Genomic DNA, 26,409 nt, shown 5'->3' with positions numbered 1-26,409 from the left:
AGACTAGGGGAGAAAGTATATGAAGAAAATAGGCTTGTCTTTTATTTCTGGTATGTCCTTTGTTTTTTTGATGCTGGGATTTGTTTTTGGGACGATTGCCTTTAAAGAGCTAGGTTTCTCGTTAGTCTTTGTTCCAGGCTATCTATTTACTTTTCTCAGCATTTATCTGATATTTATCCTTCATGAGCTAGGTCATGCATTTTGCGGTTACCTGACAGGCTATCGCCTGGTGGCTTTTGGATTAGGAAATTTTCTTTTGACCAAAAAGTCAGGCAAGTTTCATCTTAGTCGAACAGCTGTTCTGAAAAATGTTGGCGCTCAGTATATTGGATTAAAAGAAGATGAAAGCGATCAAAGAATCATCCTGATGCTTTCAGGAGGCTTGATGGTTCATCTTGGCTTGATTTTATTGGCGCTATTGTATGGAATTTTGACAGCTAACTGGTATTTTGCAGCTACTTGGATTTGTCTAAATCTATCTTTTCTTCTCATCAATGCTAAGCCAGTTGGGATTACCGATGGAGCGAAAATCTGGGAATTGCTACAACATCCTGGAAATACGAAATACGCCTACTCGGTGTTGAGGCATTCTGCTCAGACCTTGCTAGCTCCTCAAGAATATGATTTGAAAGACTTTATCATGCCTATTGCTGAGGATGTGAGAGGGAGTTTTGCAGAAAGCATTCAGATTTTCCAGGGACTAGTTTTCATATTCGATGGTCAGATAGAGACTGCCAAGAAACACTTTCAGTTTTTATTAGATAAAACAGACAATCCGATGTCTCAAACTCTTTCCCAATTATACCTTCTTCAAATTGCCTTGCTTGAAAGGGATCATGAGAAAGCAGAGGAATATGCAAGCAATCGAGGAGTCAAGTCCTTCTTATCTCTAAAAATGGCAGATACGCAGATAATGCAATCATGGTATCAATTTCTGGTAAAGAAAGATAGGGATCAGACTGACAAGGCTATAAAAATTGCTAGAAAAAACATGGTGACTAGCCGTTTGGTGCGGGATGAGAAACGTTATTATGAAAACTGGTTAGCAGAGTTGGAGAAAGAATTATCCGAAGGAGTCTGATATGGAAATAGAAATTTCTGATTTTACAGGTTGCAAAATTGCCCTGTTTTGTGAGGATAGGATTTTAACTATCTTGCGTGATGATAAGGAAAACATTCCATACCCTAATACATGGGAATTGCCAGGTGGCGGGCGAGAAGGCGATGAAAGTCCTTTTGAGTGCGCGGCGCGTGAAGTTTATGAAGAACTGGGAATTCATCTGACTGAAGATTGCCTGCTTTGGAGTAAGGTGTATCCAAGTATGCTTTTTGAGGGGAAGGAATCCGTCTTTCTAGTTGGGAAGTTGGCTCAGGAACAGTTTGACAGTATCGTCTTTGGTAACGAAGGGCAGGGCTACAAGTTGATGAGCATTGAGGAATTTCTTGGCTCCAGTCAAGTTGTACCTCATTTGCAAGAGAGATTAAAAGATTATTATAAAGTAAGTGATTAGAAAGGATGGTTCGGTTAAATTTCTAAACTGAACCCGCCCTAAACACTGTGCCAAAAAGATAAACTTCTCTTAGACACAAGCGTCTTCAGAGAATTTCCTATTTTGGCTTTGTGTTTTACGGGCTTGGTATCTTAAATATGGAAACATGGCAAGAGTTAAAAGTTACAGTTAAGCGTGAGGGAGAGGAATTGGTCTCCAATCTCTTGATTGAGCTGGGGGCGCAAGGTGTTGCGATCGAAGATAGTATGGACTATGTGGGGAATGTCGACCGTTTTGGTGAGATCTTCCCTGAAGTCGAACAGCAGGAAGAAATCGTGGTGACAGCCTACTACCCTGATACGGTTGATGTGGCAGTGGTTGAGGCAGATTTGCAGGCTCGCCTGGCAGAATTAACTGATTTTATGGATCTAGGAGAGGTCAAGATGGGCACGACTGCCTTGGCTGAGGAAGACTGGGCAGACAACTGGAAGAAATACTATGAGCCAGCTCGCATCACTCACGACTTGACCATTGTGCCGTCCTGGACGGACTACGAGGCGGCTGCTGGAGAAAAGATTATCAAGCTGGATCCAGGCATGGCTTTTGGGACTGGAACGCATCCAACGACCAAGATGAGCCTTTTCGCCTTGGAGCAGGTTCTTCGTGGCGGCGAAACGGTGCTTGATGTAGGAACTGGTTCAGGTGTTCTTTCTATTGCCAGCTCGCTTCTGGGTGCCAAGGAAATCTTCGCCTATGACTTGGATGATGTGGCAGTTCGTGTTGCTCAAGAAAATATTGAACTCAACCCTGGCATGGAAAATATCCATGTAGCTGCCGGAGATTTGCTCAAGGGTGTGGAAATTGAGGCAGATGTCATCGTGGCTAATATCTTGGCGGATATTCTCATTCATCTGACAGAGGATGCTTATCGCTTGGTCAAAGATGAAGGCTACCTCATCATGAGTGGCATTATCAAGGACAAGTGGGACATGGTGCGCGAGTCGGCTGAGTCAGCAGGATTTTTCCTTGAAACCCACATGATTCAAGGGGAATGGAATGCCTGTGTCTTTAAGAAAACTAAGGATATTTCAGGTGTGATTGGAGGCTAGGATGCAGCAGTATTTTGTCAAAGGCAGTGCTATATCACCTGTGACTATCGAGGATAAAGAAACCAGCAAGCATATGTTTCAGGTTATGCGCCTGAAGGAAGATGACCAGGTAACTTTGGTCTTTGATGATGGCATCAAGCGCTTGGCGCGCGTGATAGATGTGGAAAATCGTCAGTTTGAGTTGGTCCAAGAATTAACTGACAATGTGGAACTACCAGTCCAAGTAACCATCGCATCAGGATTTCCCAAGGGAGACAAGCTCGAGTTCATCACTCAAAAAGTGACGGAACTTGGTGCCAGTCAAATCTGGGCCTTCCCTGCAGACTGGTCAGTTGCCAAGTGGGATGGTAAGAAATTGGCTAAAAAGGTTGAAAAACTAGAAAAAATCGCCCTTGGAGCGGCAGAACAAAGTAAACGTAATATCGTTCCAAGTATCAAACTTTTTGAGAAAAAAGCAGACTTTCTAGCCCAACTAGACCAGTTTGACTCTATCATAGTGGCCTATGAAGAGTCAGCAAAAGAAGGAGAAGCTGCTGCGCTCTTACAAGCAGTTGCTGGTCTTGAAAAAGGAGCCAAATTGCTCTTTATCTTTGGTCCGGAAGGTGGTCTCTCACCAGCAGAAATTGAAAGTTTTGAAGCTAAAGGAGCCATTTTGGCAGGTCTTGGCCCTCGTATCCTACGAGCAGAAACAGCCCCGCTTTATGCCTTATCAGCCCTTAGTGTTTTAGTAGAATTAGAAAAATAAGAGGAAGAAGATGGAACAAAAACACCGTTCAGAATTTCCAGAAAAGGAACTTTGGGACTTAACAGCCCTATACCAAGACCGTGAGGATTTCTTGCGTGCAATCGAGAAAGCTCGCGAAGACATCAACCAATTTAGCCGTGACTACAAGGGCAATCTTCATACTTTTGAAGATTTTGAAAAGGCCTTTGCGGAATTGGAGCAAATCTATATCCAGATGAGCCATATTGGTAATTATGCCTTTATGCCTCAGACGACAGACTATAGCAATGAAGATTTTGCCAACATTGCCCAAGCTGGGATGGAATTTGAAACAGATGCCAGTGTAGCCTTGACTTTCTTTGACGACGCCTTGGTGGCAGCAGACGAGGAGGTCTTGGACCGTTTGGGTAAATTGCCTCACTTGACGGCAGCCATTCGTCAGGCCAAAATCAAAAAAGCCCACTACCTAGGGGCTGATGTGGAGAAGGCTTTGACAAATCTGGGAGAAGTTTTCTACAGTCCACAGGACATTTACACTAAGATGCGAGCTGGGGACTTTGAAATGGCTGACTTTGAAGCCCATGGCAAGACCTATAAAAACAGCTTTGTTACCTATGAGAATTTCTACCAAAACCACGAGGACGCTGAGGTTCGTGAGAAATCTTTCCGCTCCTTCTCAGAGGGACTCCGTAAGCATCAAAATACGGCAGCTGCAGCCTATTTAGCCCAAGTTAAGTCTGAAAAACTATTGGCTGATATGAAGGGCTATGACTCAGTCTTTGATTATCTCCTAGCTGAGCAAGAAGTTGACCGTGCCATGTTTGACCGCCAGATTGACCTCATCATGAAGGATTTTGCGCCAGTTGCTCAGAGATACCTCAAGCATGTTGCCAAGGTGAATGGTCTTGAAAAGATGACCTTTGCAGACTGGAAATTGGACTTGGACAGCGCCCTGAATCCTGAAGTGACTATTGATGACGCCTATGATTTGGTCATGAAGTCAGTAGAACCTTTGGGACAAGAATATTGTCAGGAAGTTGCGCGCTATCAAGAAGAACGCTGGGTGGACTTCGCTGCTAATAGTGGCAAGGATTCTGGTGGTTATGCGGCGGATCCATATCGCGTGCACCCTTATGTCCTCATGAGCTGGACTGGTCGTTTGAGCGATGTTTATACCTTGATTCATGAAATCGGGCATTCTGGTCAATTCATCTTTTCAGATAATCACCAAAGTTACTTCAATGCCCACATGTCTACTTACTATGTCGAAGCGCCATCAACCTTCAATGAATTGCTTCTCAGTGACTACTTGGAGCACCAGTCTGATGATCCACGTCAAAAACGCTTCGCTCTTGCTCATCGCTTGACAGACACCTACTTCCATAATTTCATCACCCACCTCTTGGAAGCAGCCTTCCAGCGTAAGGTTTATACATTGATTGAAGAAGGAGAAACCTTCGGAGCAAGCAAACTTAACAGCATTATGAAGGAAGTCTTGACAGATTTCTGGGGAGATGCTATTGAAATTGACGACGATGCGGCCTTGACTTGGATGCGACAAGCTCACTATTACATGGGCTTGTATAGTTACACTTACTCTGCTGGACTTGTTATCTCGACTGCGGGGTACCTTCATTTGAAACATTCAGAAACTGGAGCTGAAGATTGGCTCAATCTCCTCAAATCAGGTGGTAGCAAGACACCGCTTGGGTCAGCTATGATTATCGGTGCTGATATTTCAACAGACAAACCACTCCGTGATACCATCCAATTCTTGTCAGACACAGTTGACCAGATTATCGCCTACAGTGCTGAGTTGGGGGAGTAAAGAAACAGGATGCCAGAATTAAACCTACTATAGAGTATGTGCTGAATTCGGAGTTTAAAGAACAGAAAGTCATCTTTTGATGGCTTTTTGATAAGTTACTAGAAATGTAGAGGTACTTGAGATGCGTAAAAAATTACAAAGAAAAGTGACAGAAGAAAAACCAAGCTATAGTCGAGAAGAAATTCAGTGGTTGCTCGAGCGTTTGGGAGATCCCTCTCCAGAAATTCGAGACGAACTTGTTTTTACGAGTTTGGCTAGAGGGATTCAAGAAGAGTTGTTTTCCCTTGGGCAGTTTCAGTTTATTTCAGAAGAGGTCTCCTTTGGTGAAGGTCTATACAAAGAGATTGATAGTAGAGGAGTTTCGGCTCTTAAACGTTCTTTTAGGGCGCTTATTTATGCCAATCTTTTGTCTGCAGATGGTAATGAGCACTCTCTTTTCTATAAAGGATTAAAAGCTGATATAAGAAATGCTATGCTATCTCAAGGTTTGTATTATCTTAAAAAAGAAAAGGATACGACAGGATTTTCAAGTCAGTATGGTTGGGTTCACGCTTTTGCGCATGGAGCGGATCTCTTGACTGAAGTCGTTTGTCATCCAGATTTTCCTAAAAACAGAGATTATGAAGTATTTGATGTACTGGGTCAATTATTTAAAAGAACTCCCATTCGTTTTACAAATGATGAGGATTGGCGCTTAGCGAGAGTACTTTATGAACCCATTTTGCAAGGGAAATTAGATCAGGAACAAGTAGCTTCTTGGATAAAAACTGTTGACTTTCCAATAGAAGAGAGGGAAGATTTTTATAAATTTTCCAACTTCAGATCCAGTCTGTTGGAAGTCTATATCCAACTTGACCAGAAAAATAGTTTACAAGATGCCTTGAAAGAAGCCATTCAATCTTTTCAATACTAGAGATTAGCTAGTCATTTTATGATTTTCAAAAAACTTTCCAGTCAATTTTCTTGAAACCCTTTCCTTCTTTTGATAGACTAATACATAGTTTAAAAAAGGAGACTTATCATGAAAAAATTTGTTGCTGAATTAATCGGTACATTTATGCTTGTGTTCATTGGAACAGGAGCTGTTGTTTTTGGAAATGGTCTTAATGGCCTTGGACACCTTGGAATTGCTTTTGCCTTTGGTCTGGCAATTGTGGTTGCAGCTTACTCAATCGGAACTGTTTCAGGGGCTCACTTGAACCCAGCTGTTTCGATTGCTATGTTTGTAAACAAACGTTTGTCATCTTCAGAACTTGTAAACTACATCCTTGGACAAGTAGTTGGAGCTTTCTTTGCGTCAGCTGCAGTATTCTTCCTCTTGTCTAACTCAGGCATGTCAACTGCTAGCCTTGGTGAAAACGCCTTGGCAAACGGTGTCACTGTCTTTGGCGGTTTCTTGTTTGAAGTCATCGCAACTTTCTTGTTTGTCCTAGTTATCATGACGGTAACATCAGCAAGCAAGGGCAATGGCGCAATCGCTGGTTTGGTAATCGGCTTGTCCTTGATGGCGATGATCCTTGTTGGATTGAACATTACTGGACTTTCAGTTAACCCAGCTCGTAGCTTGGCACCAGCTGTCTTGGTCGGTGGCGCAGCCCTTCAACAAGTATGGATTTTCATCCTTGCCCCAATCGTTGGTGGTGTTCTTGCAGCTCTTGTTGCGAAAAACTTCCTTGGAACAGAAGAATAATTGAAACTCAAAAAGCCTTGCTCCTCAGTTTGAGGAACAAGGCTTTTTCGTATGATACTCTTCGAAAATCTCTTCAAACCACGTCAGGTTCCATCTGCAACCTCAAAACACTGTTTTGAGCTGACTTCGTCAGTCTTATCTACGACCTCAATGCAGTGCTTTGAGCAACCTGCGGCTAGCTTCCTAGTCTGCTCTTTGATTTTCATTGAGTATGAGTTTAGCGGTTGTCAATTTTCTCTGGATAAAGGTCGTGTTGGAAGAGACGCTGTTCTGCCAATCCTTCATACTTAGTTCCAGGTCTACCGTAGTTGTAGTAGGGGTCGATTGAGATGCCACCGCGCGGAGTGAATTTTCCCCATACCTCCAAATAGCGAGGGTCTAGTAGATTGACCAAGTCTTTCCCGATGGTGTTGATACAGTTTTCATGAAAATCTCCATGATTTCGATAGCTAAAGAGGTAGAGTTTGAGGGATTTTGACTCGACACAGAGCTTGTCAGGAATGTAGGAAATATAAATGGTCGCAAAGTCTGGCTGAGCAGTGATTGGGCAAAGCGAGGTAAATTCAGGACAGTTGAATTTGATGAAATAGTCATTTTCAACATGACGATTGTCAAAAGATTCGAGGACTTCTGGTTGATAGTCAAAAATGTAGTTGGTTTCTTTGTTGCCGAGGAGGCTAAGGTTTTTCATTTCTTCTTGTTGTGACATGATTTTTTCTTTCTAATTTAAACACCACGTTGGTTGTCGTAGAGGAGGGTATGAAGTTGAGGAAGGACGCGGACATTGCCCCAGCTATCGTCAGCAGCGACGCGTTCCCAGAGTTCTTTGAGACGGTCCAGTTGGTCTTGGACAATATTACCTGTAGCCTTGGGCTCAGGATTTCCAGCTGATAAGAAGAGGACATCTGGTTGGTAGCGCTCTTGAATCCCTTTGGCAAAGGCCAAATCGTTATCGTCAAATACAGGGATTTTAAAGGTGACCTTGTCTGGATCTAGTTGGGAAACGATAAAGTCCAAGGTCTCAAAGTTGACTTCCATCTTTGATGAAGGAGGTTTAGGACTCAGAGTGACTTGGTCGATATCTTTTAACCAATTTTGCCAGCGAGAACCTTGGGTCTCAACAGCAAGGGTGACCCCACGTTCTTTGAGCTTGGTGACGAGTTCGGCCATATTGGCTGCTAGGATAGCGGGATTTCCCCCAGACAGGGTGACGTAGTCGTAGCTTCCTAGCTTATCTAAGGCAGCAATGACTTCATCAGCGGTCATGCGAGTTGGCTTTTCAGAACCATCCCAAGTAAAGGCAGAGTCGCACCAGTCGCAATGGTAGTCGCAACCAGTAGTACGGACAAACATGGTTTTCTGCCCGATAGCACGACCTTCACCTTGAAAGGTAGGGCCAAAAATTTCCAGAACTGGTAGTTTGAGGACACGTTCCCTAGTCATCTAACCACTCCCGTCTAAACTCTGCAAAGGCAGTCGGAGTTTCATAGAGGCGAACGTATTCCAAACGGAGACCGCGCTCGTCGGGCAACTCTTGACTCATGGTTTGGAAAATCCAGTAAACCATATTTTCAGCGGTTGTATTCATATAAGGCAAGGTTTCATTGAGATAGCGATGATCCAAGTGGGGTTCTAAGTAGTTCTTGTAGATCGCTTTGATATCTCCAAAATCGTAGGTCATACCACGTTCATCTAAAAATCCACTGACAGCAACTTGCAGATGATAGGTGTGGCCATGCAGGGATTTGCATTTTCCCTCATAGTGAAAGAGGTGGTGGGCAGCGTCGAAGGTGAACTCTTTTGATACCAAGGTTCTGTGAGGATTGTAGACAAGAGACTCCCCAGTTTCCTGTTTGATTTCTTTGGGTGCAAAAAACATTAACCCTCTCCTTTCTGTGAGAGATAAACATCAAGGCCATGCTGACGCAGGTGGCAGGCTGGACAATCACCGCAGCCACTTCCGATAATCCCATTGTAGCAGGTCAAGGTCCTTTCACGAACGTAGTCAAATGCGTCGAGTTGGTCGGCTAATTCCCAAGTTTCAGACTTGTCTAGCCACATGAGAGGTGTTTGGATAACAAAGTCGTAATCCATGGCAAGGTTGAGAGTGACATTGAGAGATTTGACAAAGACATCCCGGCAGTCAGGGTAGCCAGAAAAATCTGTCTCGCAGACACCAGTAACGATATCTTGAATGCCTCGTTGCTTGGCAAGAACTGCTGCAAAGGATAGAAAGAGGTGGTTGCGGCCGTCAACAAAGGTATTGGGAACCTCTCCCTCTTTTTGCTCGATTTCCATATCAGAGGTCAGGGCATTTTCAGTGATTTGTCCCAGCAGAGACATATCTAAGATGTGATGACGAATGCCTTGTTCCTTAGCGATTTCTCTAGCAACTTGAATTTCGAGATGATGGCGTTGGCCGTAGGAAAAGGTGACGGCTTCGACTGTTTCATAGTGTTCTTTAGCCCAAAAGAGGCAGGTTGTGGAATCTTGACCGCCACTAAAGACGACCAAGGCTGATTGACGTTTCATAGTACTCCTTCCAAAGTGGAAAATGTTCAGAGCACGCAAAAAGCTCCCTTGAGGGGAGCTAAAAAATACCAAGTAGAGGTTTTTTTTAGCGATGGCATGTCCCAAACATCGTAATATTCTATCTACAGTCTAGCATATTTTTTGAAAAATGGCAAAGGGCAAGAAAAAAGAGACCAAATGAAGCACTTGGTCTCTCGTGTGATTAGCTCAATTCAGCAACGATGGCCTTGATTTGTTCTGCAGTATGTACTCCAGCAACTTGTTTTACCACTTGGCCATCTTTTTTGAAGAGAAGGGTTGGGATAGACATGATTCCAAAAGCACGAGCTGTGTTTGGATTTTCATCAACGTCCATTTTAACGATTTTCAAGACATCTTCTGAAAGTTCTTCAGACAATTTGTCCAAGATTGGACCTTGCATACGACATGGACCACACCAAGTTGCCCAGAAGTCTACCAAGACCAAACCGTCTTTTGTTTCTTGTTCAAATGTTGCATCTGTAATTGCTTTTGCCATTGTATTTCTCCTTTTTTAGTTATATTGGCTTAAATCTTGTTTCATGAGATAGAAGAAGACATCTCCATAAGTCCCATGGTAGTCCAAATCATGACCATTGTAGGTTAATTTTTGGACAGTATAGTAATCCGCGACGCCGATAAGGCAGGCGTGTTGAGAACGTTCAAAGTCTTGGTAAGACTCGAAAGTCATGGTTCTCTCTTGCTTGCTGGCATCTAGGTAGGTAATTTCGATCATATAAAACTCCTTTGTTGTTTGATCTTGACTTTATTGTACTCCTTGGAAAGAGGAATGTCAAGAAAAATGATTGCGCACGCAACTTTTTTAAAAAATCTGATTACGAAATGAATTCAAGACTCGTTTCCAGTCTTTCTTCGACAGCCTTTTGCAGGTAAGCTAGAGTTGTCTGTCCCTCGTCAGTCAGGCAGATAAAGCTAGCCCGTCTATCCTGATCGCAACACCGGCGACTAAGCAAACCGCAGTTTTTCTCTTCTAGTCGGGCCACCATTCGAGAAACAGCGCTGGGACTGAGATGGAGTTTATCAGGTAAATCAATCTGCCGTAAGGATTTTTCATTAGCGAGGTCCAGATAGTAGAGCAGGTAAAACTCTTTCAAGGTCAGTCTTTGTTCACTCTGCTGGGCAATAGTTTCTTCCAACAAGGCTTCCATTTCCTTTTGACGGCGGTTGTAGTCAAACCACTTTTCCAAATAGGTCATTACTTTCTCCTTTCTTTTCAAAGTAAAATCACAAAGTCATTACTGACTGTCTCTACAACACAAGATGATTGCGCATGCAATGATTATACTACTTTTAACTAATCCTTGCAAGAGATAAGAATTGCGATATTTCCTTGAAATTTTCTGAAAAAAGAGTAAACTGGTATGCAAGAAGTCTATTTCGTGGAGTTTAGGATGAAATTATATGTTCAATTAATGATTCTCTTTGTGATTTCTCTTATCGGAGAGGGAATTTCTAGTTTCTTTCATCTGCCCATCCCAGGCAGTATTATCGGTTTGATTATTCTCTTTCTAGCCTTACAGTTCAAGTGGCTAAGGACCAGACATGTCAACATGGTTGGAAATTTCTTGCTGGCCAATATGACCATTCTCTTTTTGCCGCCAGCAGTGGGTATCATGGAAAAGTTTGATGTGATTGCCCCTTATCTTTTGCCTATCGTCTTGATTGTCTTTTTTGCGGCTGTCATCAACATTATCCTCATCGCCCTAGTGGTTCAGTTCATCAAGAGACGATTTGAGGGAGATTATGAGAAAGGAGATGCCAAATGAGTGAATTTGTATCGAATCCTCTGTTTGGGATTGCATTATCTATCCTAGCTTATCTAGTGGGGATGTTGATTTACAGACGTTTTCCCCATCCATTGACAACACCCTTGCTGTTGTCTGCTATTTTTATCATTATTTTCCTCAAGGTGACTGGTATTTCTTATCAAGATTATTACCAAGGTGGGGTTTATCTGAACAACTTGATAGTCCCATCGACAGTGGCTCTAGGGATTCCGCTTTATAAGAGTTTTCACCTGATGAAGCACCATGCACGGAGTATTCTCTTTGGTAGTCTGCTAGCAGTAGTTGTCAATACTAGTTTCACTGCCATAGTAGCGAAAATATTTGGTATGGACTTTTTCTTAGCCATTTCTCTCTTTCCCAAGTCAGTGACAACCGCCATGGCAGTGGGAATCACAGAAAAATTGCAAGGTTTAACAACTGTAACCTTGGTCGTAGTAGTAGCTACTGGGATCTTGACCAGTGTAATCGGACCAACCCTTTTGAAGTGGTTGAAGATTGATGATCCAGTGGCTGTGGGACTTTCTCTTGGAGGAACAGGTCATGCTGTCGGAACGGGAACAGCCTTTCGATACGGCTCAGTAGCAGGAGCCATGGGTGGCTTGGCTATCGGTGTCACTGGTATTCTCTACGTCTTTGTCAGTCCCATCGTAGCCAGTTTGATATTGAGTTAAAGAAAAACCCAGCTTTCTAGCTGGGCATTTTTTATTGCAAATTAACCTTGTTTTTCAAGATGTAGTAGGTTCCGAGGTAATAGATCGTCGCTAGAACGAGATCACGAAGGATTTCTACTCCAATCATCGTATGAAAGTCATTTTCAATTCGTAAGAAGAAGGTGATATAACCAATAACGATGGCAATGACGATATAGGCTAGAATCCCCATAGCTGTTCGATACTCATTAAAGAGTTGACCGATCGAGATTGCGAGGTAGATGGACAAGATCCATGTAATCGAACCGACAAGTAGTGAAACCACATAAAGTCCACCGTAACTGAGGTAAGGGGAAATGAAGTTATAGAAGGCAGTGAAGTCTTTTTCAATTGGTGTTAAGAAGATGATAATCAATATACTCAAGATAAAGACGATATAGCCTAAGATGGACCAGACAAGACCACCTAAAAGTTTTGCGGTGATGATTTGGTGCTCGGAGACAGGCAAGGTTAAGGTCAAGTACCCTTGGCGGTCATAAACACTCCCCTTGAATCTTCGGATGATTAAAAAGATTGTTGCAATCCAAAGAGTGACGCTGAGTCCTCCAAAGACTAGTACTAAAAAGAAGATGAAATAAGCAGCATTGTTAGGATTGTAACTCTGGCTAAGACTGCTAATAAAAGCTCCAATCAAAACTGAAATTGCAAGTACAGCTCCGTAGAGTGCCAGATACCATTTATTGACATTTTTAAATTCATAACGAACTAGATTCCAAAACATAATAATCTCCTTTGCTTAGGCTTTAAATTCCTGGCGGAAGAGCTGGTCAATTGATTCACCTGACTCGTAACGAATATCATCAACATTTCCTTGGCGGACGACTTTTCCGTCTTTGAGGAAGATGATCTCATCCAAGATTGGCTCAATATCTGAAATCAAGTGGGTTGAAATCAGCACCGTAGAGGTTGGTGAGTAGTTATTGATGATGGTATTGAGGATATAATCACGGGCAGCTGGATCCACGCCTCCGATTGGTTCGTCCAGAACGTAGAGGCGGGCTTCACGGCTCATAACCAAGATGAGTTGGACCTTTTCCTTGTTCCCTTTTGATAGTTTCTTGAGGCGACTGTTTTCATCAATACCGAGATCAGCTAACAAGTGTTGGGCTCTTTCGAGATTGAAATCCTGATAGAAGGTTTTAAAATAGGTTAGAGCATCCTTAACCTTCATCTCTTCATTGAGGTAGGTTGTATCTGGTAGGTAGGAGACGATCGCCTTGGTAGCAGGACTTGGATCCTGTCCATTAATAAGAACACGTCCTTTATTTGGTTGAAGGAGGCCATTGATCAGTTTGATTAGGGTTGTTTTTCCGGATCCGTTTGGTCCAAGGAGCCCGACAATCTTTCCGGCTGAGATCTCTAGTGAGATATTGTCAAGTGCCGCAGTTGCTCCATATGATTTTGTTACATTTTCAAGTGCTAGTAGTGTCATAGTCTTAAACTCCTTTAATATAGTCGCTTAATACATTTGGCAGTTCTTCTTTTTTGTAGCCAAATTGAAGCATGCAAGAGACGAATTGTTGCAGTTGCTCCTCGGAAAGTTGTTTGCGGGACTGAAGGATGAGGTCCAAATCCTCGGTGACAAATCGACCAGTTGTCCGCTTGCTATATACAAATCCTTCACGTTCGAGGTCAGACAAGGCGCGCTGAATGGTATTGGGATTGACCCCAGCCTCGCTCGCCAAATCTCTCACGGTAGGGAGCTGTTGGTTGGGTTCCAGTTCATGGGAAACAATCTGTAGTTTGATTTTTTCCATAATCTGTAAATAAATCGGTTTTGTATTATCAAATGACCAGGACATCATAGTCTCCTTTCTTTGTCTTTGTTGTTCTAATCAAATAATACAATAAAACAAAAAACTTGTCAAGTAAAAATAAGAATTGTTTTGGGAATTGCTCAAAAAATGGTATAATGAAAAGAAAACGACAAGGAGGGAAAAGCATGCGTTGTCCAAAATGTGGGGCTACCAAGTCTAGTGTTGTTGATAGTCGACAAGCCGAAGAAGGAAATACCATCCGTCGAAGACGTGAGTGCGACGAGTGTCAGCATCGTTTTACAACCTATGAACGAGTAGAAGAAAGAACGCTAGTTGTCGTCAAAAAAGACGGTACGCGAGAACAATTTTCAAGAGATAAAATCTTTAATGGGATTATCCGTTCAGCCCAGAAACGCCCGGTTTCAAGTGATGAAATCAACATGGTGGTCAATCGTATCGAGCAAAAACTCCGTAGTCGCAGTGAGAATGAGATCCAAAGTGAATATATTGGATCTTTAGTCATGGAAGAATTGGCAGAGCTTGATGAGATTACCTATGTTCGTTTTGCCAGTGTTTATCGTAGCTTTAAGGATGTGAGTGAGTTGGAGAGTCTGCTCCAGCAGATCACCCAGTCCTCAAAAAAGAAAAAGGAAAAGTAAATGAAGCCAAATGACCGTTTTTCTTTTCTAAAGAATAATCGGGTGTCACAAGATACCTTTTCTCTGGTGCAGTGCTACCTCCCGATTATCGGTCAGGAGGCACTGAGCCTCTATCTATATGCCATTACCTTTTGGGATGGTGGGCAGAAGGAACACCTCTTTTCTCATATCCTCAACCATTTGAACTTTGGCATGCCGACCTTGCTTCAATCCTTTAAAATCTTATCTGCTTTGGATTTGTTGACCCTTTATCAAAGGGGAGAAATTTATGAATTACAGCTTCATTCTCCCCTCTCCAGTCAGGAGTTTTTAAGTCATTCTGTCTATAGCAGATTATTAGAGAAAAAGATTGGGGATACAGCTGTTTCTGCTATGAAGCAGGCTCCAAGTGAGGGAGAAGCACTCTCTGTTTCTTTGAGCCAAGTCTTTCCAACCCTGACTGAAGAAGTGACACCAAGCGAGTCTAAAAGCAAGTTAAAAAACGATTTTGATTTGGAACATTTCCAGCGGCTGATGGCTCGAGATGGCTTGCGTTTTGAAGACGAGCAGGCAGATGTTTTGGAATTGTTTGCCATCGCAGACGAAAAAAAATGGACCTGGTTTGAAACCTATCAATTAGCTAAGGCGACAGCGGTGGCTCAGGTTATTTCAGTCAAACGCATGCGTGAAAAGATAGCACAAAAACCAGCATCTTCTGACTTTAGCTCCAAAGAAATGACCATTATCAGGGAAGCCAAAAATAAAACTCCTCTAGAATTTTTAGCCGAAATCAAGCAAACACGTAAGGGAAACATCACCCAAAGTGAAAGAGAACTCCTTCACCAGATGGCGTCTTTAGGCTTGTTGGACGAAGTCATCAATATCGTCTTGCTTCTAACCTTTAACAAGGTTGATTCGGCTAATGTCAATGAAAAATATGCTATGAAAGTCGCCAACGACTATGCCTATCGCAAGATTCGGACAGCTGAGGAAGCCGTGCTTCGGATTCGAGAACACCAGCAAAAAGGGCAAGAAGAACAGAAAAACAAGGCCAGCTCAACGAAGACAAATGTTCCTAAGTGGAGTAATCCAGAATACAAGAATCAAACCAGTGAGGAGACTCGTCTGGAACTAGAACGTAAAAAACAAGAAATGTTAGCCCGATTAGAAGAAGGAGGAGACTAGATGGAAAGTGTTGGTGATGTAATCAAACGTCAGACAAGTCGTTTTCAGTATCAGGACTTGGTCCAGCAGATCATGAAGGACCCCGATGTAGCGGCTTTTATCCAGAAAGAATCCCTCAGCCCAGAGGAGTTAAATCGTAGTATCTCCAAGTTCAACCAATATATCACAGAACGGGATAAGTTTCTTCGTGGGGATGCTGACTATATAGCGCGTGGCTACAAGCCTATCTTGGTCATGAATCACGGTTATGCGGATGTATCTTATGAAGAAACACCAGAGCTAATCGCTGCTGAGAAAGAGGCGGCCATCAAGAATCGTCTCAAGTTGATCAATCTACCAGAAAGTCTCAAGAAAGCGAAATTGGCTCAGATTGACCTAGATGATCTAGGCCGTTTGCCGATTTTTGAGAGACTCTATGCCTTTGTTGACCTTTACCCGAGTATCCGAAAAGGCCTCTATCTTTATGGAGATTTTGGTGTCGGTAAGAGTTTCATGATGGCGGCCCTGGCTCACGACCTATCTGAAAAACGTGGTGCTTCAACAACCATTCTCCACTATCCAAGTTTTGTCATTGATGTAAAAAATGCTATCGGTGAAGGATCTGTGAAGACTTTGGTGGATGAGATCAAGTTAGCAGAAGTCTTGGTCTTGGATGATATTGGTGCAGAACAGTCTACCCCTTGGGTGCGTGATGAGATTCTCCAAGTTATTCTCCAGTATCGTATGCAGGAAGATTTGCCGACCTTCTTTACTTCCAACTTTAATTTCCAAGATTTGGAAAAACATTTTGCCAAAGGAAAGAATGGAAATGACGAGACTTGGGAAGCTAGACGGGTCATGGAACGAATCCGTTATTTGGCTGAGGAGACAAGACTAGAAGGAGAAAATCGCCGATGACAGAAACCATTAAACTGATGAAAGCTCATACTTCAGTTCGTCGCTTTAAGGAGCAAGAGATTTCTCAAGAACACTTAAATGAAATCTTGACAGCTGCTCAAATGGCGTCATCTTGGAAAAATTTCCAATCCTACTCTGTGATTCTTGTGCGCAGTCAAGAGAAGAAAGATGCTTTATATGAATTGGTTCCCCAGGAAGCCATTCGCCAGTCAGCAGCCTTTTTGCTTTTTGTTGGTGACTTGAACCGAGCTGAAAAGGGAGCAAGCCTTCATACGGACACTTTCCAACCTCAAGGGGTGGAAGGTCTCCTTATCACGTCTGTAGACGCTGCGCTTGCTGGTCAAAATACCTTGCTTGCAGCGGAAAGTCTGGGATATGGTGGTGTGATTATCGGTTTGGTTCGTTACAAGTCAGAAGAAGTGGCAGCGCTTTTTAACCTACCTGACTATACCTACCCTGTTTTTGGGATTGCCCTTGGCGTGCCAGATCAACAACACGATGTCAAACCAAGACTGCCTTTGAACCAAGTGGTATTTGAAGAAGAATACCAAGAACAGCCAGTAGCGGCGATTTTGAACTATGACAAAGTACAGGCAGACTATGCTGGTGCGCGTGCGACGACCTCTTGGAGTCAACGTTTGGCAGAGCAGTTTGGTCAAGCCGAACCTAGTTCAACTCGGAAGAATCTAGAACAGAAAAAGTTATTGTAGAAAGTGAGAAAACATGGCCTTACCAACTATTGCCATTGTGGGACGTCCCAATGTTGGGAAATCAACCCTATTTAATCGGATCGCTGGTGAGCGGATCTCAATCGTAGAAGATGTCGAGGGTGTTACACGTGACCGTATCTATGCAACGGGTGAGTGGCTCAACCGTTCCTTTAGTATGATTGATACGGGAGGGATTGACGATGTCGATGCTCCCTTTATGGAACAAATCAAGCACCAGGCAGAAATCGCTATGGAAGAAGCGGATGTCATCGTCTTTGTAGTTTCTGGGAAAGAAGGGATTACAGATGCGGACGAGTACGTAGCTCGCAAACTCTATAAAACCCATAAACCCGTTATCCTAGCGGTTAATAAGGTTGATAACCCTGAAATGCGAAATGATATTTTTGATTTCTATGCGCTAGGATTGGGCGAACCGTTGCCAATTTCGTCTGTCCACGGTATCGGTACGGGTGATGTGCTGGATGCCATTGTGGAGAATCTACCACACGAAGTCGAAGAAGAAAATCCAGACGTGATTAAATTTAGCTTGATTGGTCGTCCTAACGTTGGAAAATCAAGTTTGATCAACGCCATTTTGGGAGAAGACCGCGTGATTGCTAGTCCAGTAGCTGGAACAACGCGTGACGCCATTGATACCCACTTTACAGATACGGATGGACAAGAATTTACCATGATTGATACAGCTGGTATGCGTAAGTCTGGTAAAGTCTATGAAAATACGGAGAAATATTCTGTCATGCGCGCTATGCGTGCTATTGACCGTTCTGACGTGGTCTTGATGGTCCTCAATGCTGAGGAAGGTATTCGTGAGTACGATAAGCGTATCGCAGGATTTGCCCACGAAGCGGGTAAAGGAATGATCATCGTGGTCAACAAGTGGGATACTCTTGAGAAAGACAACCATACCATGAAGAACTGGGAAGAAGACATCCGTGAGCAGTTCCAATACCTGCCTTATGCACCGATTGTCTTTGTATCCGCTTTGACCAAGCAACGTCTCCATAAACTGCCTGAGATGATCAAGCAAATTAGCGAGAGTCAAAACACACGGATTCCATCAGCTGTCTTGAATGATGTCATTATGGATGCCATTGCTATCAACCCAACACCGACAGACAAAGGAAAACGCCTCAAGATTTTCTACGCTACCCAAGTGGCAACCAAGCCACCAACCTTTGTCATTTTTGTCAATGAAGAAGAACTCATGCATTTCTCTTACTTGCGTTTCTTGGAAAATCAAATCCGCAAGGCCTTTGTCTTTGAGGGAACACCGATTCACTTGATTGCGAGAAAACGCAAGTAAACCTTGCTTGTTTTTCTACAAAAATAAACTAAAAGAAGACTTCATAGTCTTCTTTTTTCTATACTAAAAGGGGAGAAAAGAACCTGCCAAATTGGAGGAGAATCTGTCATCAAATTTCAATCATTTTCCTAGCTTTTGTAATCTATTTGTAATGAAAATGCACTTTTTTTGTAAAAATCAAAATGCTATAATTCCTTAAATCAATTTTCCTTTATCAGGGAGGTTATTATGAAAAAAAGCAGATTATTTAAACATAGTTTGTTGGTTCGCTTGCTTGGATTGCTGATGGTCTTTCTCTTTTTATCAGCATTCACAGCACCTGAAAAACCAGAGTACGGAATCTATGACCCGGATCACTATCTAACAGATGAGACTATAAGTCAAATTCGAGAATTGAATAATGTCAATAGTAAAAAATCAGAAAAATTCCAGATGGGTGTTTACGTTGTGAAAAGCCTAGATGGAGAAACAATCGAGACTGTAGCCAATGAAACAGCTAGGGCTTGGAAGATTGGCTACTCGGGAGACAAGCACGGTGTCTTGATTGTAGTAGCAGTCCAAGATAGAAAATCACGGATTGAAACCAGTAATAATGTGGCCAGTAAGATCACTGACTATCAGACTCACAGGTTCTTGACAACAGCACGTCCTTACTTTAAAAATGGTGACTATAACAAGGGTGTTCTCTCAATAGTCAATAATCTCAACTACATGTTCTATAGTGGATCGAGTACGACTGCTTCAAGTTCTAAAAGTAGTTACGACTATACTACCAACTCTAGTCGCTTAAGGGAACTTGAAAGGTATGCTGGTGAGAGTAGTTCTTCGAGACGTCATCGAAAAAGCAGTTCGAGCGACGGAGTTATCGTATTTGGAGTTCTCATTTACTTCATCGTGATGATTATCGGATTTCTATTTGGTGGTCGTGGTTCACGTGGAGATGATTCTGGCGGTGGCTGGTGGGGCGGTGACTCATCAGACTCAGGTTCCTCTTGGTCTGATTCGGGCTCCTCTTGGTCTGACTCAGGCTCCGACTCATCTGGAGGCTGGGACGGCGGTGGCTTTGATGGCGGTGGTTCATCTGATGACTGGTGAGTGATCATATATAGCTCAAACCGATTTCTCCATGCAGTAAGGTGACTCCTTTGCAAGAGTTCACTCCTTAATTAAAAATAAAAACAAAGTTTGGGAAATTGATTTAAAATCTGAGTATTTTCTCAGAAAAGTTGATAAAAGAAAGTGTTAAGGTTTTGATATGAAACAAAATAAAGTAATTCTCTCAATAGTGGCTATTTTCTTTGGACTACTAGTTCTGGGAAGTTGTTCCGCAGTGACGACCTATAATGGTCTAGTTGGTGAACAGACTAAAGTGGAGCAGGCTCAGGCCGATGTCTCGACAGCCCTCCAACGTCGTTCGGACTTGATTGGTAACTTGGTGGAGTCCGTTAAAGGACAAATGAATCATGAAACCGAAGTCTTTACCAAGATTGCGGATGCTAGAGCTAAAATCGGTAGTAGCTCAGTAACTTCGGAAGAAAACCAAAAGGCTCAGGGAGAGTTGAGCTCTGCTCTTTCCCGCTTGATTTCCTTGACGGAGAATTATCCAGAACTCAAGAGCAATCAAAATGTTGAGCAACTAATGGTCGAACTTTCAGGCAGTGAAAATCGTATCTTTGTAGCACGCAAGGATTATAATAAAGTCGCAGCCGAGTACAATCAAAAGTTGAGAAGTTTTCCAACTGTGCTTTTTGCGAATATGATGAACTTTAAAGAAGCTGAAACCTTTAAAGAAACAGAAGAAGCCAAGACAGTTCCTAAGGTCGATTTTGGAACATCTTCATCAAGTCAATAAAGTGGATCAGCCTATGAATAAAGGAATTTCTCTAGTATGACTAGTGATTTCAAACTCAAACCTGGAAAGTCTTTTCCAGGTTTTTTTGGTATAATAAAAGGGAAGAGACAGTGACTGAAATGGAGGTTTGCTATGGAGAAAACAAAAGCCTTTCTTGAAGCGCACTACAAGAGATATATCTTTACGATTTGCCTTCTCTGGTTCCTCATGTTTTTCCTTCCTTGGGATTGGCATATAGGAGGAGTTTCAATTTATTATTTCGTTATGAAAAAACTCTTTGTGGTTTTTGGAGTTTTATCCATCCTATACTCCGTGCTGATTAAAAAAATCAGTCTCCTCATCTTTGGCATCATCTTTTGCTTGGCCTTCTGGATCAATCTCTTTTGGTATTTTGGGATATTGCCTATATTCTTGGGAAATTAAACATTAACAAATGAAGGACTAGACTAGCTTCTAGTCCTTTTTTCTTCCTTATTGAAATAGTTGGAGATATAAAAATAATTTTGTTGACGGGCTGTCTGTATGATATAATAAGTCCCGTAAAAAGAAGATTAAGGGATTTGAAAAATGGCTAAAAAAGTAAAAGATTATTATGACTTGGCTTATGCTATGGATTTGAGTCGACGGTTGCAAGAAGCATCCGTTGCCTTTGATGGACAAAAGTTTAGGCTGTTGCTAGAAAAAGACTTGGAAAATTTGGAGTTTAGCCAGCGTCAAGAACTCTTGGCTAAAAGTATCAAAGATTGCCTCCCCCTATCTTATGAGGACTCTCTCAAGGTTTTTGAGAAAATTTTGGGTCCTGAGTTAGAGGGTGGTTTAGGTATGTTCTCAGAAGGATATTGGCTTTGGCCAATCGGAAAATATGTAGAGCTATATGGAGACAAGGAATTTGAATTGAGCGCGGCCTTTAGTAAGGAACTAACCAAGCGATTTACTGGAGAATTTTCTATGAGGCCCTTGCTGGCTCGCTATCCTAAGGCTACAATGACTTTGCTGTTAGAATGGAGTCAGGATGAAAATTTGCGCGTTCGCAGACTTGCCAGCGAATGTATGCGTATCCGTCTGCCTTGGGCTAAGAGACAAACCGTGGTATTGGATTATTTTGAGGATTTCACCACTATTCTGACCAATCTAAAAGATGATAGAGATAAGTCTATTCAAAAAAGTGTAGCCAATAATCTAAATGATTTGTACAAGGAAGACCCTGATAAGTTTGAAAAGATTCTTCAAACTTGGCAAAAGGAGGAGCTAAGTCCAAGTTGTGCTTGGATCATCAAGCATGCATCTCGAACAAAAAACAAAAAAAGAGCCACAGAAGATTTATGCAAAAAAAGCTGAATTTTGGCTGGCCTTTTCCGTTGTAAATTAAGGATTCTTTCTTGAAAAATAATGGTAAATATGCTAAAATTAAAAGAACATTCTAAAATATTCAGAATAAAAAGTAAGGAAAATCATGGCTAATATTTTAAAAACGATTATTGAAAATGATAAAGGAGAACTTCGTCGTCTGGAAAAGATGGCTGATAAGGTTCTTAACTATGAGAGCCAAATGGCTGCAATGTCAGACGAAGAACTAAAAGCGAAAACTGACGAATTTAAAGAACGTTACAACAAGGGTGAATCGCTTGATTCATTGCTATATGAGGCTTTTGCAGTAGTTCGTGAAGCTGCAAAACGTGTCCTTGGGCTCTTCCCTTATAAGGTTCAGGTAATGGGGGGAATCGTTCTTCACCATGGTGACGTTCCAGAGATGCGTACCGGTGAAGGGAAGACCTTGACGGCGACCATGCCAGTGTACCTCAATGCCCTTGCAGGTAAAGGGGTTCACGTAGTTACAGTCAATGAATACCTAACAGAACGTGACGCGACTGAGATGGGTGAGCTCTACTCATGGCTCGGTTTGTCAGTAGGGATCAACTTGGCAGCTAAATCTCCAATGGAGAAAAAAGAGGCTTACCTTTGCGACATTACCTACTCAACAAACTCAGAGATTGGTTTCGACTACCTTCGTGACAACATGGTCGTTCGTGCAGAAAACATGGTGCAACGTCCACTCAATTATGCCTTGGTCGATGAGGTTGACTCAATTTTGATCGACGAAGCTCGTACACCATTGATCGTTTCAGGTGCCAACGCAGTTGAGACAAGCCAACTCTACCATATGGCGGATCACTTCGTGAAATCCTTAGACAAGGACGACTATATCATTGACGTTCAGTCTAAGACGATCGGTTTGTCAGATTCTGGTATTGACAAGGCTGAAAGCTACTTCAAACTAGAAAATCTCTACGACATTGAAAATGTGGCTCTTACTCACTTTATCGACAATGCCCTCCGTGCTAACTATATCATGATTCTCGATATCGACTATGTGGTTAGTGAAGAGCAGGAAATCTTGATCGTCGACCAATTTACAGGTCGTACCATGGAAGGTCGTCGTTACTCTGATGGTTTACACCAAGCGATTGAAGCAAAAGAAGGTGTGCCAATCCAAGACGAGACCAAGACTTCAGCTTCTATTACCTACCAAAACCTCTTCCGTATGTATAAGAAATTGGCAGGTATGACAGGTACTGGTAAAACAGAAGAAGAAGAATTCCGTGAAATTTACAACATTCGTGTTATCCCAATCCCAACTAACCGTCCAATTCAACGTATCGACCACTCAGACCTTCTCTATGCCAGTCTTGATGCGAAGTTTAAGGCTGTAGTTGAAGATGTAAAAGCTCGTCACCAAAAAGGTCAGCCGGTCTTGGTAGGTACAGTTGCCGTTGAAACCAGTGATTTCCTCTCCAAGAAATTGGTTGCTGCAGGTGTTCCTCACGAAGTCTTGAATGCGAAGAACCACTACAGAGAAGCGCAAATCATCATGAACGCTGGTCAACGTGGCGCAGTTACCATCGCAACCAACATGGCCGGTCGTGGTACCGACATCAAGCTTGGTGAAGGGGTTCGTGAACTTGGTGGTCTTTGCGTCATTGGTACAGAACGCCACGAAAGTCGCCGCATTGATAACCAGCTTCGTGGACGTTCAGGGCGTCAAGGAGACCCAGGTGAGTCACAATTCTACTTGTCTCTTGAAGATGATTTGATGAAACGTTTCGGTTCAGAACGTTTGAAAGGTGTCTTTGAACGTCTCAACATGTCTGACGAAGCCATCGAATCTCGCATGTTAACGCGTCAGGTTGAAGCAGCTCAAAAACGTGTCGAAGGAAACAACTACGACACTCGTAAACAAGTCCTTCAATACGATGATGTTATGCGTGAACAACGTGAGATTATCTATGCGCAACGCTATGATGTCATTACTGCAGATCGTGACTTGGCACCAGAAATCCATGCTATGATTCGTCGTACCATTGGACGTATCGTGGATGCACATGCTCGTTCGAAAGAAGATGAAAAATTGGAAGCAATCTTGAACTTTGCTAAGTATAACTTGCTTCCAGAAGATTCAATTAGCCGTTCAGACCTTGCAGGTCTGTCAGACCAAGCTATCAAAGATGAACTTTTCCAACGTGCCTTGAAAGTCTATGACAGCCAAGTTGCTAAGCTGCGTGACGAAGATGCAGTGAAAGAATTCCAAAAAGTCTTGATTCTACGTGTTGTAGACAACAAGTGGACAGACCATATTGATGCTCTTGACCAGTTACGAAATGCTGTTGGTCTTCGTGGATATGCCCAAAACAACCCTGTTGTAGAATATCAAGCAGAAGGTTTCCGCATGTTTAACGACATGATTGGATCGATTGAATTCGATGTGACCCGCTTGATGATGAAAGCACAAATCCATGAACAAGAACGTCCGCAAACTGAACACAATATCAGTACAACTGCTACTCGTAATATCGCAGCGCAGCAGGCAAGCCTTCCAGAAGATTTGGACTTGAGCCAAATCGGACGGAACGACCAATGCCCATGTGGATCAGGTAAGAAATTCAAGAACTGTCATGGTAAGAGACAATAATATGAGATAAGATACAGGCGGATACCTGGTAAAAATCATTTTTTGCTTGGTGTCCGTTTGCTTTATAAGGAGATGAATCATGGTATTTAAAGCTAAAAGTCCTAAAATTAACATTGAAGAAGTTCGCGCCTTGTCTAAATTAGAGGGAGCGGCTCTTGCGAGAAAAAATCAACGTGATCAGGAATTGGAAGCCATCATCCGTGGGGAAGACCAGCGTATTCTCTTGGTGATTGGACCATGTTCATCTGATAACGAAGAGGCGGTTCTCGAGTATGCCAAGCGTCTATCTGCTTTGCAAGAAGAGGTCAAAGACCGTATTTTAATGGTCATGCGTGTCTATACAGCTAAACCTCGTACCAATGGAGATGGCTATAAGGGCTTGATTCATCAACCAAATGCGACAGAAGCTCCTAGCTTGATCAATGGAATCAAGGCTGTTCGTCAACTACACTACCGTGTGATTACCGAGACTGGAATGACAACAGCTGATGAGATGCTTTATCCTGAAAATCTTCCGCTGGTGGATGATTTGATTTCTTATATGGCTGTTGGAGCTCGTTCTGTAGAGGATCAACAGCACCGTTTTGTAGCGAGTGGAGCAGACTTTTCAACAGGATTTAAAAATCCAACATCTGGAAATCTCAATGTTATGTTTAACGGGATTTATGCAGCGCAAAATAAACAGAGTTTCCTTTTCCTCGGTAAAGAGGTGGAAACAACAGGGAATCCATTGTCCCACGCCATTCTTCGCGGTGCCTTGAATGAATACGGGAAAAATATTCCTAACTACTACTATGACAATTTGATGGATACCATTGCCCAGTATGAAAAGATGGGCTTGGAAAATCCCTTTATCATCATTGATACCAATCATGACAATTCAGGTAAGCAATATATGGATCAAATCCGTATCGTTCGTCAGACCTTGATCAACCGTGACTGGAATGAGAAGATCAAAAAATATGTTCGTGGTTTTATGATTGAGTCCTATCTAGAAGATGGACGTCAAAATGAACCAGAAGTTTTTGGTAAGTCCATTACAGATCCGTGTCTCGGATGGGACAACACAGAAGCACTTGTTCGCGAAATTTACCAAACGCTAGGAGAGTAAGATGGCATTTATCGAAAAAGGTCAAGAAATTGATATTGAAGCAATCAAGGCTGCGACCCAGTTGTCACCTGAAGCCTTGCGAAAGAAAGAAGCCCGCGATAGAGAGTTGGCAGCCATCATCTCGGGTGAGGACGATCGTATCCTTTTGGTGATGGGGCCGTGCTCTTCTGACAATGAAGAAGCAGTGCTTGAATATGCTCGTCGCTTGGCAGACTTGCAGAAAAAAGTTGCGGATAAAATCTTTATCGTGATGCGTGTCTATACGGCTAAACCTCGTACTAATGGAGATGGCTATAAGGGCATGATTCATCAACCAAATACCAGCGAAGCGCCTAGTCTCATCAATGGTTTGCAGGCTGTTCGTCAGCTACACTACCGAGTGATTACCGAAACGGGCTTGACGACAGCTGATGAGATGCTTTATCCGTCAAATCTCGTTTTGGTTGATGACCTGGTCAGCTACCATGCTGTAGGGGCTCGTTCAGTGGAAGACCAAGAACACCGCTTTGTAGCCTCTGGGATTGATGCTCCGGTTGGGATGAAAAATCCAACATCTGGGAACCTTGGGGTCATGTTTAATGCCATCTATGCGGCTCAAAACAAGCAAACCTTCCTTTACCATGGCCAAGAAGTGGAAACTTCAGGAAATCCTTTAGCCCACGTTATCCTTCGTGGTGCCATGAACGAATATGGTAAAAATGAACCCAATTTCTACTATGAAACCCTCTTAAATGCCATCAATCGCTATGAGTCTATGGGACTTGAAAATCCCTTCATTATCATCGATACCAATCATGACAATTCTGGCAAGCAGTATATGGAACAAATTCGCATTGTTCGTCAAGCCTTGCTGAATCGTGATTGGAATGAAAAGATTAAAAAGACGGTTCGAGGCTTTATGATCGAATCTTACCTAGCAGATGGTCGCCAAAATCAACCAGAGGTCTTTGGTTGCTCTATAACTGACCCTTGTCTAGGTTGGGAAAATACAGTAGCTTTGGTAGAAGAAATTTATACTACCTTAACAAAATAAGTGAAAAGGATGGAGTTGGGGGAATC

Annotated in this window: 31 protein-coding genes; 21 read left to right on the top strand and 10 right to left on the bottom strand. The window is 42.6% G+C overall.

The genetic code is table 11. The features are described from left to right. Positions 1 to 19: 19 nt before the first annotated feature. The 7 genes from ACT17O_RS08105 to ACT17O_RS08075 all read left to right on the top strand — a co-directional run bounded on the left by ACT17O_RS08105 (position 20) and on the right by ACT17O_RS08075 (position 6,841). Entirely contained in the window at positions 20 to 1,081 is a 1,062-nt protein-coding gene (locus ACT17O_RS08105; RefSeq protein ID WP_444817406.1) for a site-2 protease family protein, read from the top strand. A gap of 1 nt (position 1,082) precedes the next feature. Then, the gene (locus ACT17O_RS08100; protein WP_444817405.1) at positions 1,083 to 1,511 is read left to right on the top strand and encodes an NUDIX hydrolase; all 429 of its coding nucleotides are present in this window, start codon (positions 1,083 to 1,085) and stop codon (positions 1,509 to 1,511) included. A 137-nt stretch (positions 1,512 to 1,648) separates the two neighbouring features. Beyond that, positions 1,649 to 2,599: a 50S ribosomal protein L11 methyltransferase gene (gene prmA, locus ACT17O_RS08095; protein WP_444817404.1), complete on the top strand. Its 951-nt coding sequence runs from the start codon at positions 1,649 to 1,651 to the stop codon at positions 2,597 to 2,599. A 1-nt stretch (position 2,600) separates the two neighbouring features. Beyond that, positions 2,601 to 3,344 (top strand): 16S rRNA (uracil(1498)-N(3))-methyltransferase, encoded by a 744-nt coding sequence (locus ACT17O_RS08090; RefSeq protein ID WP_200370972.1) that lies wholly within the window; start codon positions 2,601 to 2,603, stop codon positions 3,342 to 3,344. A gap of 10 nt (positions 3,345 to 3,354) precedes the next feature. Further along, entirely contained in the window at positions 3,355 to 5,151 is a 1,797-nt protein-coding gene (gene pepF, locus ACT17O_RS08085; protein WP_444817403.1) for an oligoendopeptidase F, read from the top strand. Positions 5,152 to 5,272: 121 nt separating this feature from the next. After that, positions 5,273 to 6,064: a DUF2785 domain-containing protein gene (locus tag ACT17O_RS08080; protein ID WP_444817402.1), complete on the top strand. Its 792-nt coding sequence runs from the start codon at positions 5,273 to 5,275 to the stop codon at positions 6,062 to 6,064. Positions 6,065 to 6,172: 108 nt separating this feature from the next. Beyond that, entirely contained in the window at positions 6,173 to 6,841 is a 669-nt protein-coding gene (locus ACT17O_RS08075; protein WP_084878792.1) for an MIP/aquaporin family protein, read from the top strand. A 217-nt stretch (positions 6,842 to 7,058) separates the two neighbouring features. Here the strand turns inward: ACT17O_RS08075 and queF are convergent, their stop codons facing one another. From queF to ACT17O_RS08040, 7 genes are all read right to left on the bottom strand, one after another. After that, the gene (gene queF / locus ACT17O_RS08070) at positions 7,059 to 7,550 is read right to left on the bottom strand and encodes a preQ(1) synthase (protein ID WP_000082582.1); all 492 of its coding nucleotides are present in this window, start codon (positions 7,548 to 7,550) and stop codon (positions 7,059 to 7,061) included. Between the two features lie 17 nt (positions 7,551 to 7,567). Beyond that, positions 7,568 to 8,284 (bottom strand): 7-carboxy-7-deazaguanine synthase QueE, encoded by a 717-nt coding sequence (gene queE / locus ACT17O_RS08065; RefSeq protein ID WP_437236713.1) that lies wholly within the window; start codon positions 8,282 to 8,284, stop codon positions 7,568 to 7,570. Further along, on the bottom strand, positions 8,277 to 8,720 hold the full coding sequence (queD, locus tag ACT17O_RS08060) for a 6-carboxytetrahydropterin synthase QueD (protein WP_000464583.1): 444 nt from the start codon (positions 8,718 to 8,720) through the stop codon (positions 8,277 to 8,279). The genes queE and queD overlap by 8 nt, the downstream gene beginning before the upstream one ends. Continuing rightward, entirely contained in the window at positions 8,720 to 9,373 is a 654-nt protein-coding gene (gene queC, locus ACT17O_RS08055) for a 7-cyano-7-deazaguanine synthase QueC (protein WP_000828777.1), read from the bottom strand. Before queC ends, queD begins: the two co-directional genes overlap by 1 nt. Positions 9,374 to 9,575: 202 nt before the next feature. Then, a complete protein-coding gene (gene trxA / locus ACT17O_RS08050) occupies positions 9,576 to 9,890 on the bottom strand; it encodes a thioredoxin (RefSeq protein ID WP_001029581.1) in 315 nt (104 codons plus the stop codon). Positions 9,891 to 9,905: 15 nt separating this feature from the next. Beyond that, positions 9,906 to 10,127, bottom strand: coding sequence for a DUF4649 family protein (locus tag ACT17O_RS08045; RefSeq protein WP_000570263.1), 222 nt, complete (start codon positions 10,125 to 10,127; stop codon positions 9,906 to 9,908). Between the two features lie 100 nt (positions 10,128 to 10,227). Beyond that, on the bottom strand, positions 10,228 to 10,608 hold the full coding sequence (locus ACT17O_RS08040) for a MarR family winged helix-turn-helix transcriptional regulator (RefSeq protein ID WP_444817401.1): 381 nt from the start codon (positions 10,606 to 10,608) through the stop codon (positions 10,228 to 10,230). 195 nt (positions 10,609 to 10,803) lie between these two features. On the opposite strand from ACT17O_RS08040, the gene ACT17O_RS08035 reads away from it, so the two are divergent. Then, entirely contained in the window at positions 10,804 to 11,178 is a 375-nt protein-coding gene (locus ACT17O_RS08035) for a CidA/LrgA family protein (RefSeq protein WP_000781325.1), read from the top strand. Continuing rightward, entirely contained in the window at positions 11,175 to 11,870 is a 696-nt protein-coding gene (locus tag ACT17O_RS08030) for an LrgB family protein (protein WP_001288937.1), read from the top strand. Before ACT17O_RS08035 ends, ACT17O_RS08030 begins: the two co-directional genes overlap by 4 nt. Before the next feature lie 31 nt (positions 11,871 to 11,901). On the opposite strand, the gene ACT17O_RS08025 is transcribed toward ACT17O_RS08030, so the two are convergent. Genes ACT17O_RS08025 through ACT17O_RS08015 form a run of 3 tightly spaced genes read right to left on the bottom strand, consistent with a single transcriptional unit; the run spans position 11,902 to position 13,711 of the window. Continuing rightward, positions 11,902 to 12,630 carry a hypothetical protein gene (locus ACT17O_RS08025; protein ID WP_444817400.1) on the bottom strand — a complete coding sequence of 243 codons (729 nt, stop codon included), beginning with the start codon at positions 12,628 to 12,630 and terminating at the stop codon, positions 11,902 to 11,904. 15 nt (positions 12,631 to 12,645) lie between these two features. Beyond that, positions 12,646 to 13,341, bottom strand: coding sequence for an ABC transporter ATP-binding protein (locus ACT17O_RS08020; protein ID WP_000173188.1), 696 nt, complete (start codon positions 13,339 to 13,341; stop codon positions 12,646 to 12,648). Positions 13,342 to 13,345: 4 nt separating this feature from the next. Next, entirely contained in the window at positions 13,346 to 13,711 is a 366-nt protein-coding gene (locus tag ACT17O_RS08015) for a GntR family transcriptional regulator (RefSeq protein ID WP_000119117.1), read from the bottom strand. A 140-nt stretch (positions 13,712 to 13,851) separates the two neighbouring features. Here ACT17O_RS08015 and nrdR point away from each other — a divergent pair, with 140 nt between their 5' ends. The 12 genes from nrdR to ACT17O_RS07955 all read left to right on the top strand — a co-directional run bounded on the left by nrdR (position 13,852) and on the right by ACT17O_RS07955 (position 26,383). Further along, the gene (nrdR, locus tag ACT17O_RS08010; RefSeq protein WP_001203678.1) at positions 13,852 to 14,325 is read left to right on the top strand and encodes a transcriptional regulator NrdR; all 474 of its coding nucleotides are present in this window, start codon (positions 13,852 to 13,854) and stop codon (positions 14,323 to 14,325) included. After that, on the top strand, positions 14,326 to 15,489 hold the full coding sequence (locus ACT17O_RS08005; protein ID WP_444817399.1) for a DnaD domain protein: 1,164 nt from the start codon (positions 14,326 to 14,328) through the stop codon (positions 15,487 to 15,489). Then, positions 15,490 to 16,386, top strand: coding sequence for a primosomal protein DnaI (gene dnaI / locus ACT17O_RS08000; protein ID WP_444817398.1), 897 nt, complete (start codon positions 15,490 to 15,492; stop codon positions 16,384 to 16,386). Next, positions 16,383 to 17,096, top strand: a complete 714-nt coding sequence (locus ACT17O_RS07995) for an NADPH-dependent oxidoreductase (RefSeq protein WP_444817397.1) — start codon at positions 16,383 to 16,385, stop codon at positions 17,094 to 17,096. The genes dnaI and ACT17O_RS07995 overlap by 4 nt, the downstream gene beginning before the upstream one ends. A 13-nt stretch (positions 17,097 to 17,109) precedes the next feature. Next, positions 17,110 to 18,420: a ribosome biogenesis GTPase Der gene (gene der, locus ACT17O_RS07990; protein WP_061586732.1), complete on the top strand. Its 1,311-nt coding sequence runs from the start codon at positions 17,110 to 17,112 to the stop codon at positions 18,418 to 18,420. 228 nt (positions 18,421 to 18,648) lie between these two features. Continuing rightward, positions 18,649 to 19,515, top strand: coding sequence for a TPM domain-containing protein (locus tag ACT17O_RS07985; protein ID WP_070568326.1), 867 nt, complete (start codon positions 18,649 to 18,651; stop codon positions 19,513 to 19,515). A gap of 160 nt (positions 19,516 to 19,675) precedes the next feature. Then, positions 19,676 to 20,272 (top strand): LemA family protein, encoded by a 597-nt coding sequence (locus ACT17O_RS07980; RefSeq protein ID WP_000812473.1) that lies wholly within the window; start codon positions 19,676 to 19,678, stop codon positions 20,270 to 20,272. Between the two features lie 132 nt (positions 20,273 to 20,404). Further along, positions 20,405 to 20,695: a hypothetical protein gene (locus ACT17O_RS07975; RefSeq protein WP_049520430.1), complete on the top strand. Its 291-nt coding sequence runs from the start codon at positions 20,405 to 20,407 to the stop codon at positions 20,693 to 20,695. Between the two features lie 144 nt (positions 20,696 to 20,839). Beyond that, on the top strand, positions 20,840 to 21,610 hold the full coding sequence (locus ACT17O_RS07970; RefSeq protein WP_444817396.1) for a DNA alkylation repair protein: 771 nt from the start codon (positions 20,840 to 20,842) through the stop codon (positions 21,608 to 21,610). A gap of 115 nt (positions 21,611 to 21,725) precedes the next feature. Then, a complete protein-coding gene (secA, locus tag ACT17O_RS07965) occupies positions 21,726 to 24,239 on the top strand; it encodes a preprotein translocase subunit SecA (RefSeq protein ID WP_001284113.1) in 2,514 nt (837 codons plus the stop codon). Between the two features lie 79 nt (positions 24,240 to 24,318). After that, positions 24,319 to 25,350 (top strand): 3-deoxy-7-phosphoheptulonate synthase, encoded by a 1,032-nt coding sequence (locus tag ACT17O_RS07960; RefSeq protein ID WP_444817395.1) that lies wholly within the window; start codon positions 24,319 to 24,321, stop codon positions 25,348 to 25,350. A 1-nt stretch (position 25,351) separates the two neighbouring features. After that, positions 25,352 to 26,383, top strand: coding sequence for a 3-deoxy-7-phosphoheptulonate synthase (locus ACT17O_RS07955; protein ID WP_444817394.1), 1,032 nt, complete (start codon positions 25,352 to 25,354; stop codon positions 26,381 to 26,383). Positions 26,384 to 26,409 lie beyond the last annotated feature (26 nt).

Source organism: Streptococcus sp. HJ1, assembly GCF_052399005.1.
In the GTDB taxonomy this organism is placed as follows: Bacteria; Bacillota; Bacilli; order Lactobacillales; family Streptococcaceae; genus Streptococcus.
This window is presented reverse-complemented; position numbering and strand designations above follow the sequence as displayed.

Excerpts from the sequence above, each read along its gene's own strand:
- queF (WP_000082582.1), bottom strand. The coding sequence starts at position 7,550 with ATGTCACAACAAGAAGAAATGAAAAACCTTAGCCTCCTCGGCAACAAA.
- ACT17O_RS08080 (WP_444817402.1), top strand. The coding sequence starts at position 5,273 with ATGCGTAAAAAATTACAAAGAAAAGTGACAGAAGAAAAACCAAGCTAT.
- ACT17O_RS07995 (WP_444817397.1), top strand. The coding sequence starts at position 16,383 with ATGACAGAAACCATTAAACTGATGAAAGCTCATACTTCAGTTCGTCGC.
- queD (WP_000464583.1), bottom strand. The coding sequence starts at position 8,720 with ATGTTTTTTGCACCCAAAGAAATCAAACAGGAAACTGGGGAGTCTCTT.
- ACT17O_RS07985 (WP_070568326.1), top strand. The coding sequence starts at position 18,649 with ATGAAAAAAAGCAGATTATTTAAACATAGTTTGTTGGTTCGCTTGCTT.
- queE (WP_437236713.1), bottom strand. The coding sequence starts at position 8,284 with ATGACTAGGGAACGTGTCCTCAAACTACCAGTTCTGGAAATTTTTGGC.
- trxA (WP_001029581.1), bottom strand. The coding sequence starts at position 9,890 with ATGGCAAAAGCAATTACAGATGCAACATTTGAACAAGAAACAAAAGAC.
- ACT17O_RS08025 (WP_444817400.1), bottom strand. The coding sequence starts at position 12,630 with ATGTTTTGGAATCTAGTTCGTTATGAATTTAAAAATGTCAATAAATGG.
- ACT17O_RS08030 (WP_001288937.1), top strand. The coding sequence starts at position 11,175 with ATGAGTGAATTTGTATCGAATCCTCTGTTTGGGATTGCATTATCTATC.
- ACT17O_RS08020 (WP_000173188.1), bottom strand. The coding sequence starts at position 13,341 with ATGACACTACTAGCACTTGAAAATGTAACAAAATCATATGGAGCAACT.
- ACT17O_RS08045 (WP_000570263.1), bottom strand. The coding sequence starts at position 10,127 with ATGATCGAAATTACCTACCTAGATGCCAGCAAGCAAGAGAGAACCATG.
- secA (WP_001284113.1), top strand. The coding sequence starts at position 21,726 with ATGGCTAATATTTTAAAAACGATTATTGAAAATGATAAAGGAGAACTT.
- ACT17O_RS07980 (WP_000812473.1), top strand. The coding sequence starts at position 19,676 with ATGAAACAAAATAAAGTAATTCTCTCAATAGTGGCTATTTTCTTTGGA.
- ACT17O_RS08015 (WP_000119117.1), bottom strand. The coding sequence starts at position 13,711 with ATGTCCTGGTCATTTGATAATACAAAACCGATTTATTTACAGATTATG.
- ACT17O_RS08090 (WP_200370972.1), top strand. The coding sequence starts at position 2,601 with ATGCAGCAGTATTTTGTCAAAGGCAGTGCTATATCACCTGTGACTATC.
- ACT17O_RS08100 (WP_444817405.1), top strand. The coding sequence starts at position 1,083 with ATGGAAATAGAAATTTCTGATTTTACAGGTTGCAAAATTGCCCTGTTT.
- der (WP_061586732.1), top strand. The coding sequence starts at position 17,110 with ATGGCCTTACCAACTATTGCCATTGTGGGACGTCCCAATGTTGGGAAA.
- ACT17O_RS07970 (WP_444817396.1), top strand. The coding sequence starts at position 20,840 with ATGGCTAAAAAAGTAAAAGATTATTATGACTTGGCTTATGCTATGGAT.
- ACT17O_RS07955 (WP_444817394.1), top strand. The coding sequence starts at position 25,352 with ATGGCATTTATCGAAAAAGGTCAAGAAATTGATATTGAAGCAATCAAG.
- ACT17O_RS07960 (WP_444817395.1), top strand. The coding sequence starts at position 24,319 with ATGGTATTTAAAGCTAAAAGTCCTAAAATTAACATTGAAGAAGTTCGC.
- ACT17O_RS08040 (WP_444817401.1), bottom strand. The coding sequence starts at position 10,608 with ATGACCTATTTGGAAAAGTGGTTTGACTACAACCGCCGTCAAAAGGAA.
- queC (WP_000828777.1), bottom strand. The coding sequence starts at position 9,373 with ATGAAACGTCAATCAGCCTTGGTCGTCTTTAGTGGCGGTCAAGATTCC.
- ACT17O_RS07975 (WP_049520430.1), top strand. The coding sequence starts at position 20,405 with ATGGAGAAAACAAAAGCCTTTCTTGAAGCGCACTACAAGAGATATATC.
- pepF (WP_444817403.1), top strand. The coding sequence starts at position 3,355 with ATGGAACAAAAACACCGTTCAGAATTTCCAGAAAAGGAACTTTGGGAC.
- prmA (WP_444817404.1), top strand. The coding sequence starts at position 1,649 with ATGGAAACATGGCAAGAGTTAAAAGTTACAGTTAAGCGTGAGGGAGAG.
- nrdR (WP_001203678.1), top strand. The coding sequence starts at position 13,852 with ATGCGTTGTCCAAAATGTGGGGCTACCAAGTCTAGTGTTGTTGATAGT.
- ACT17O_RS08005 (WP_444817399.1), top strand. The coding sequence starts at position 14,326 with ATGAAGCCAAATGACCGTTTTTCTTTTCTAAAGAATAATCGGGTGTCA.
- ACT17O_RS08105 (WP_444817406.1), top strand. The coding sequence starts at position 20 with ATGAAGAAAATAGGCTTGTCTTTTATTTCTGGTATGTCCTTTGTTTTT.
- dnaI (WP_444817398.1), top strand. The coding sequence starts at position 15,490 with ATGGAAAGTGTTGGTGATGTAATCAAACGTCAGACAAGTCGTTTTCAG.
- ACT17O_RS08035 (WP_000781325.1), top strand. The coding sequence starts at position 10,804 with ATGAAATTATATGTTCAATTAATGATTCTCTTTGTGATTTCTCTTATC.
- ACT17O_RS08075 (WP_084878792.1), top strand. The coding sequence starts at position 6,173 with ATGAAAAAATTTGTTGCTGAATTAATCGGTACATTTATGCTTGTGTTC.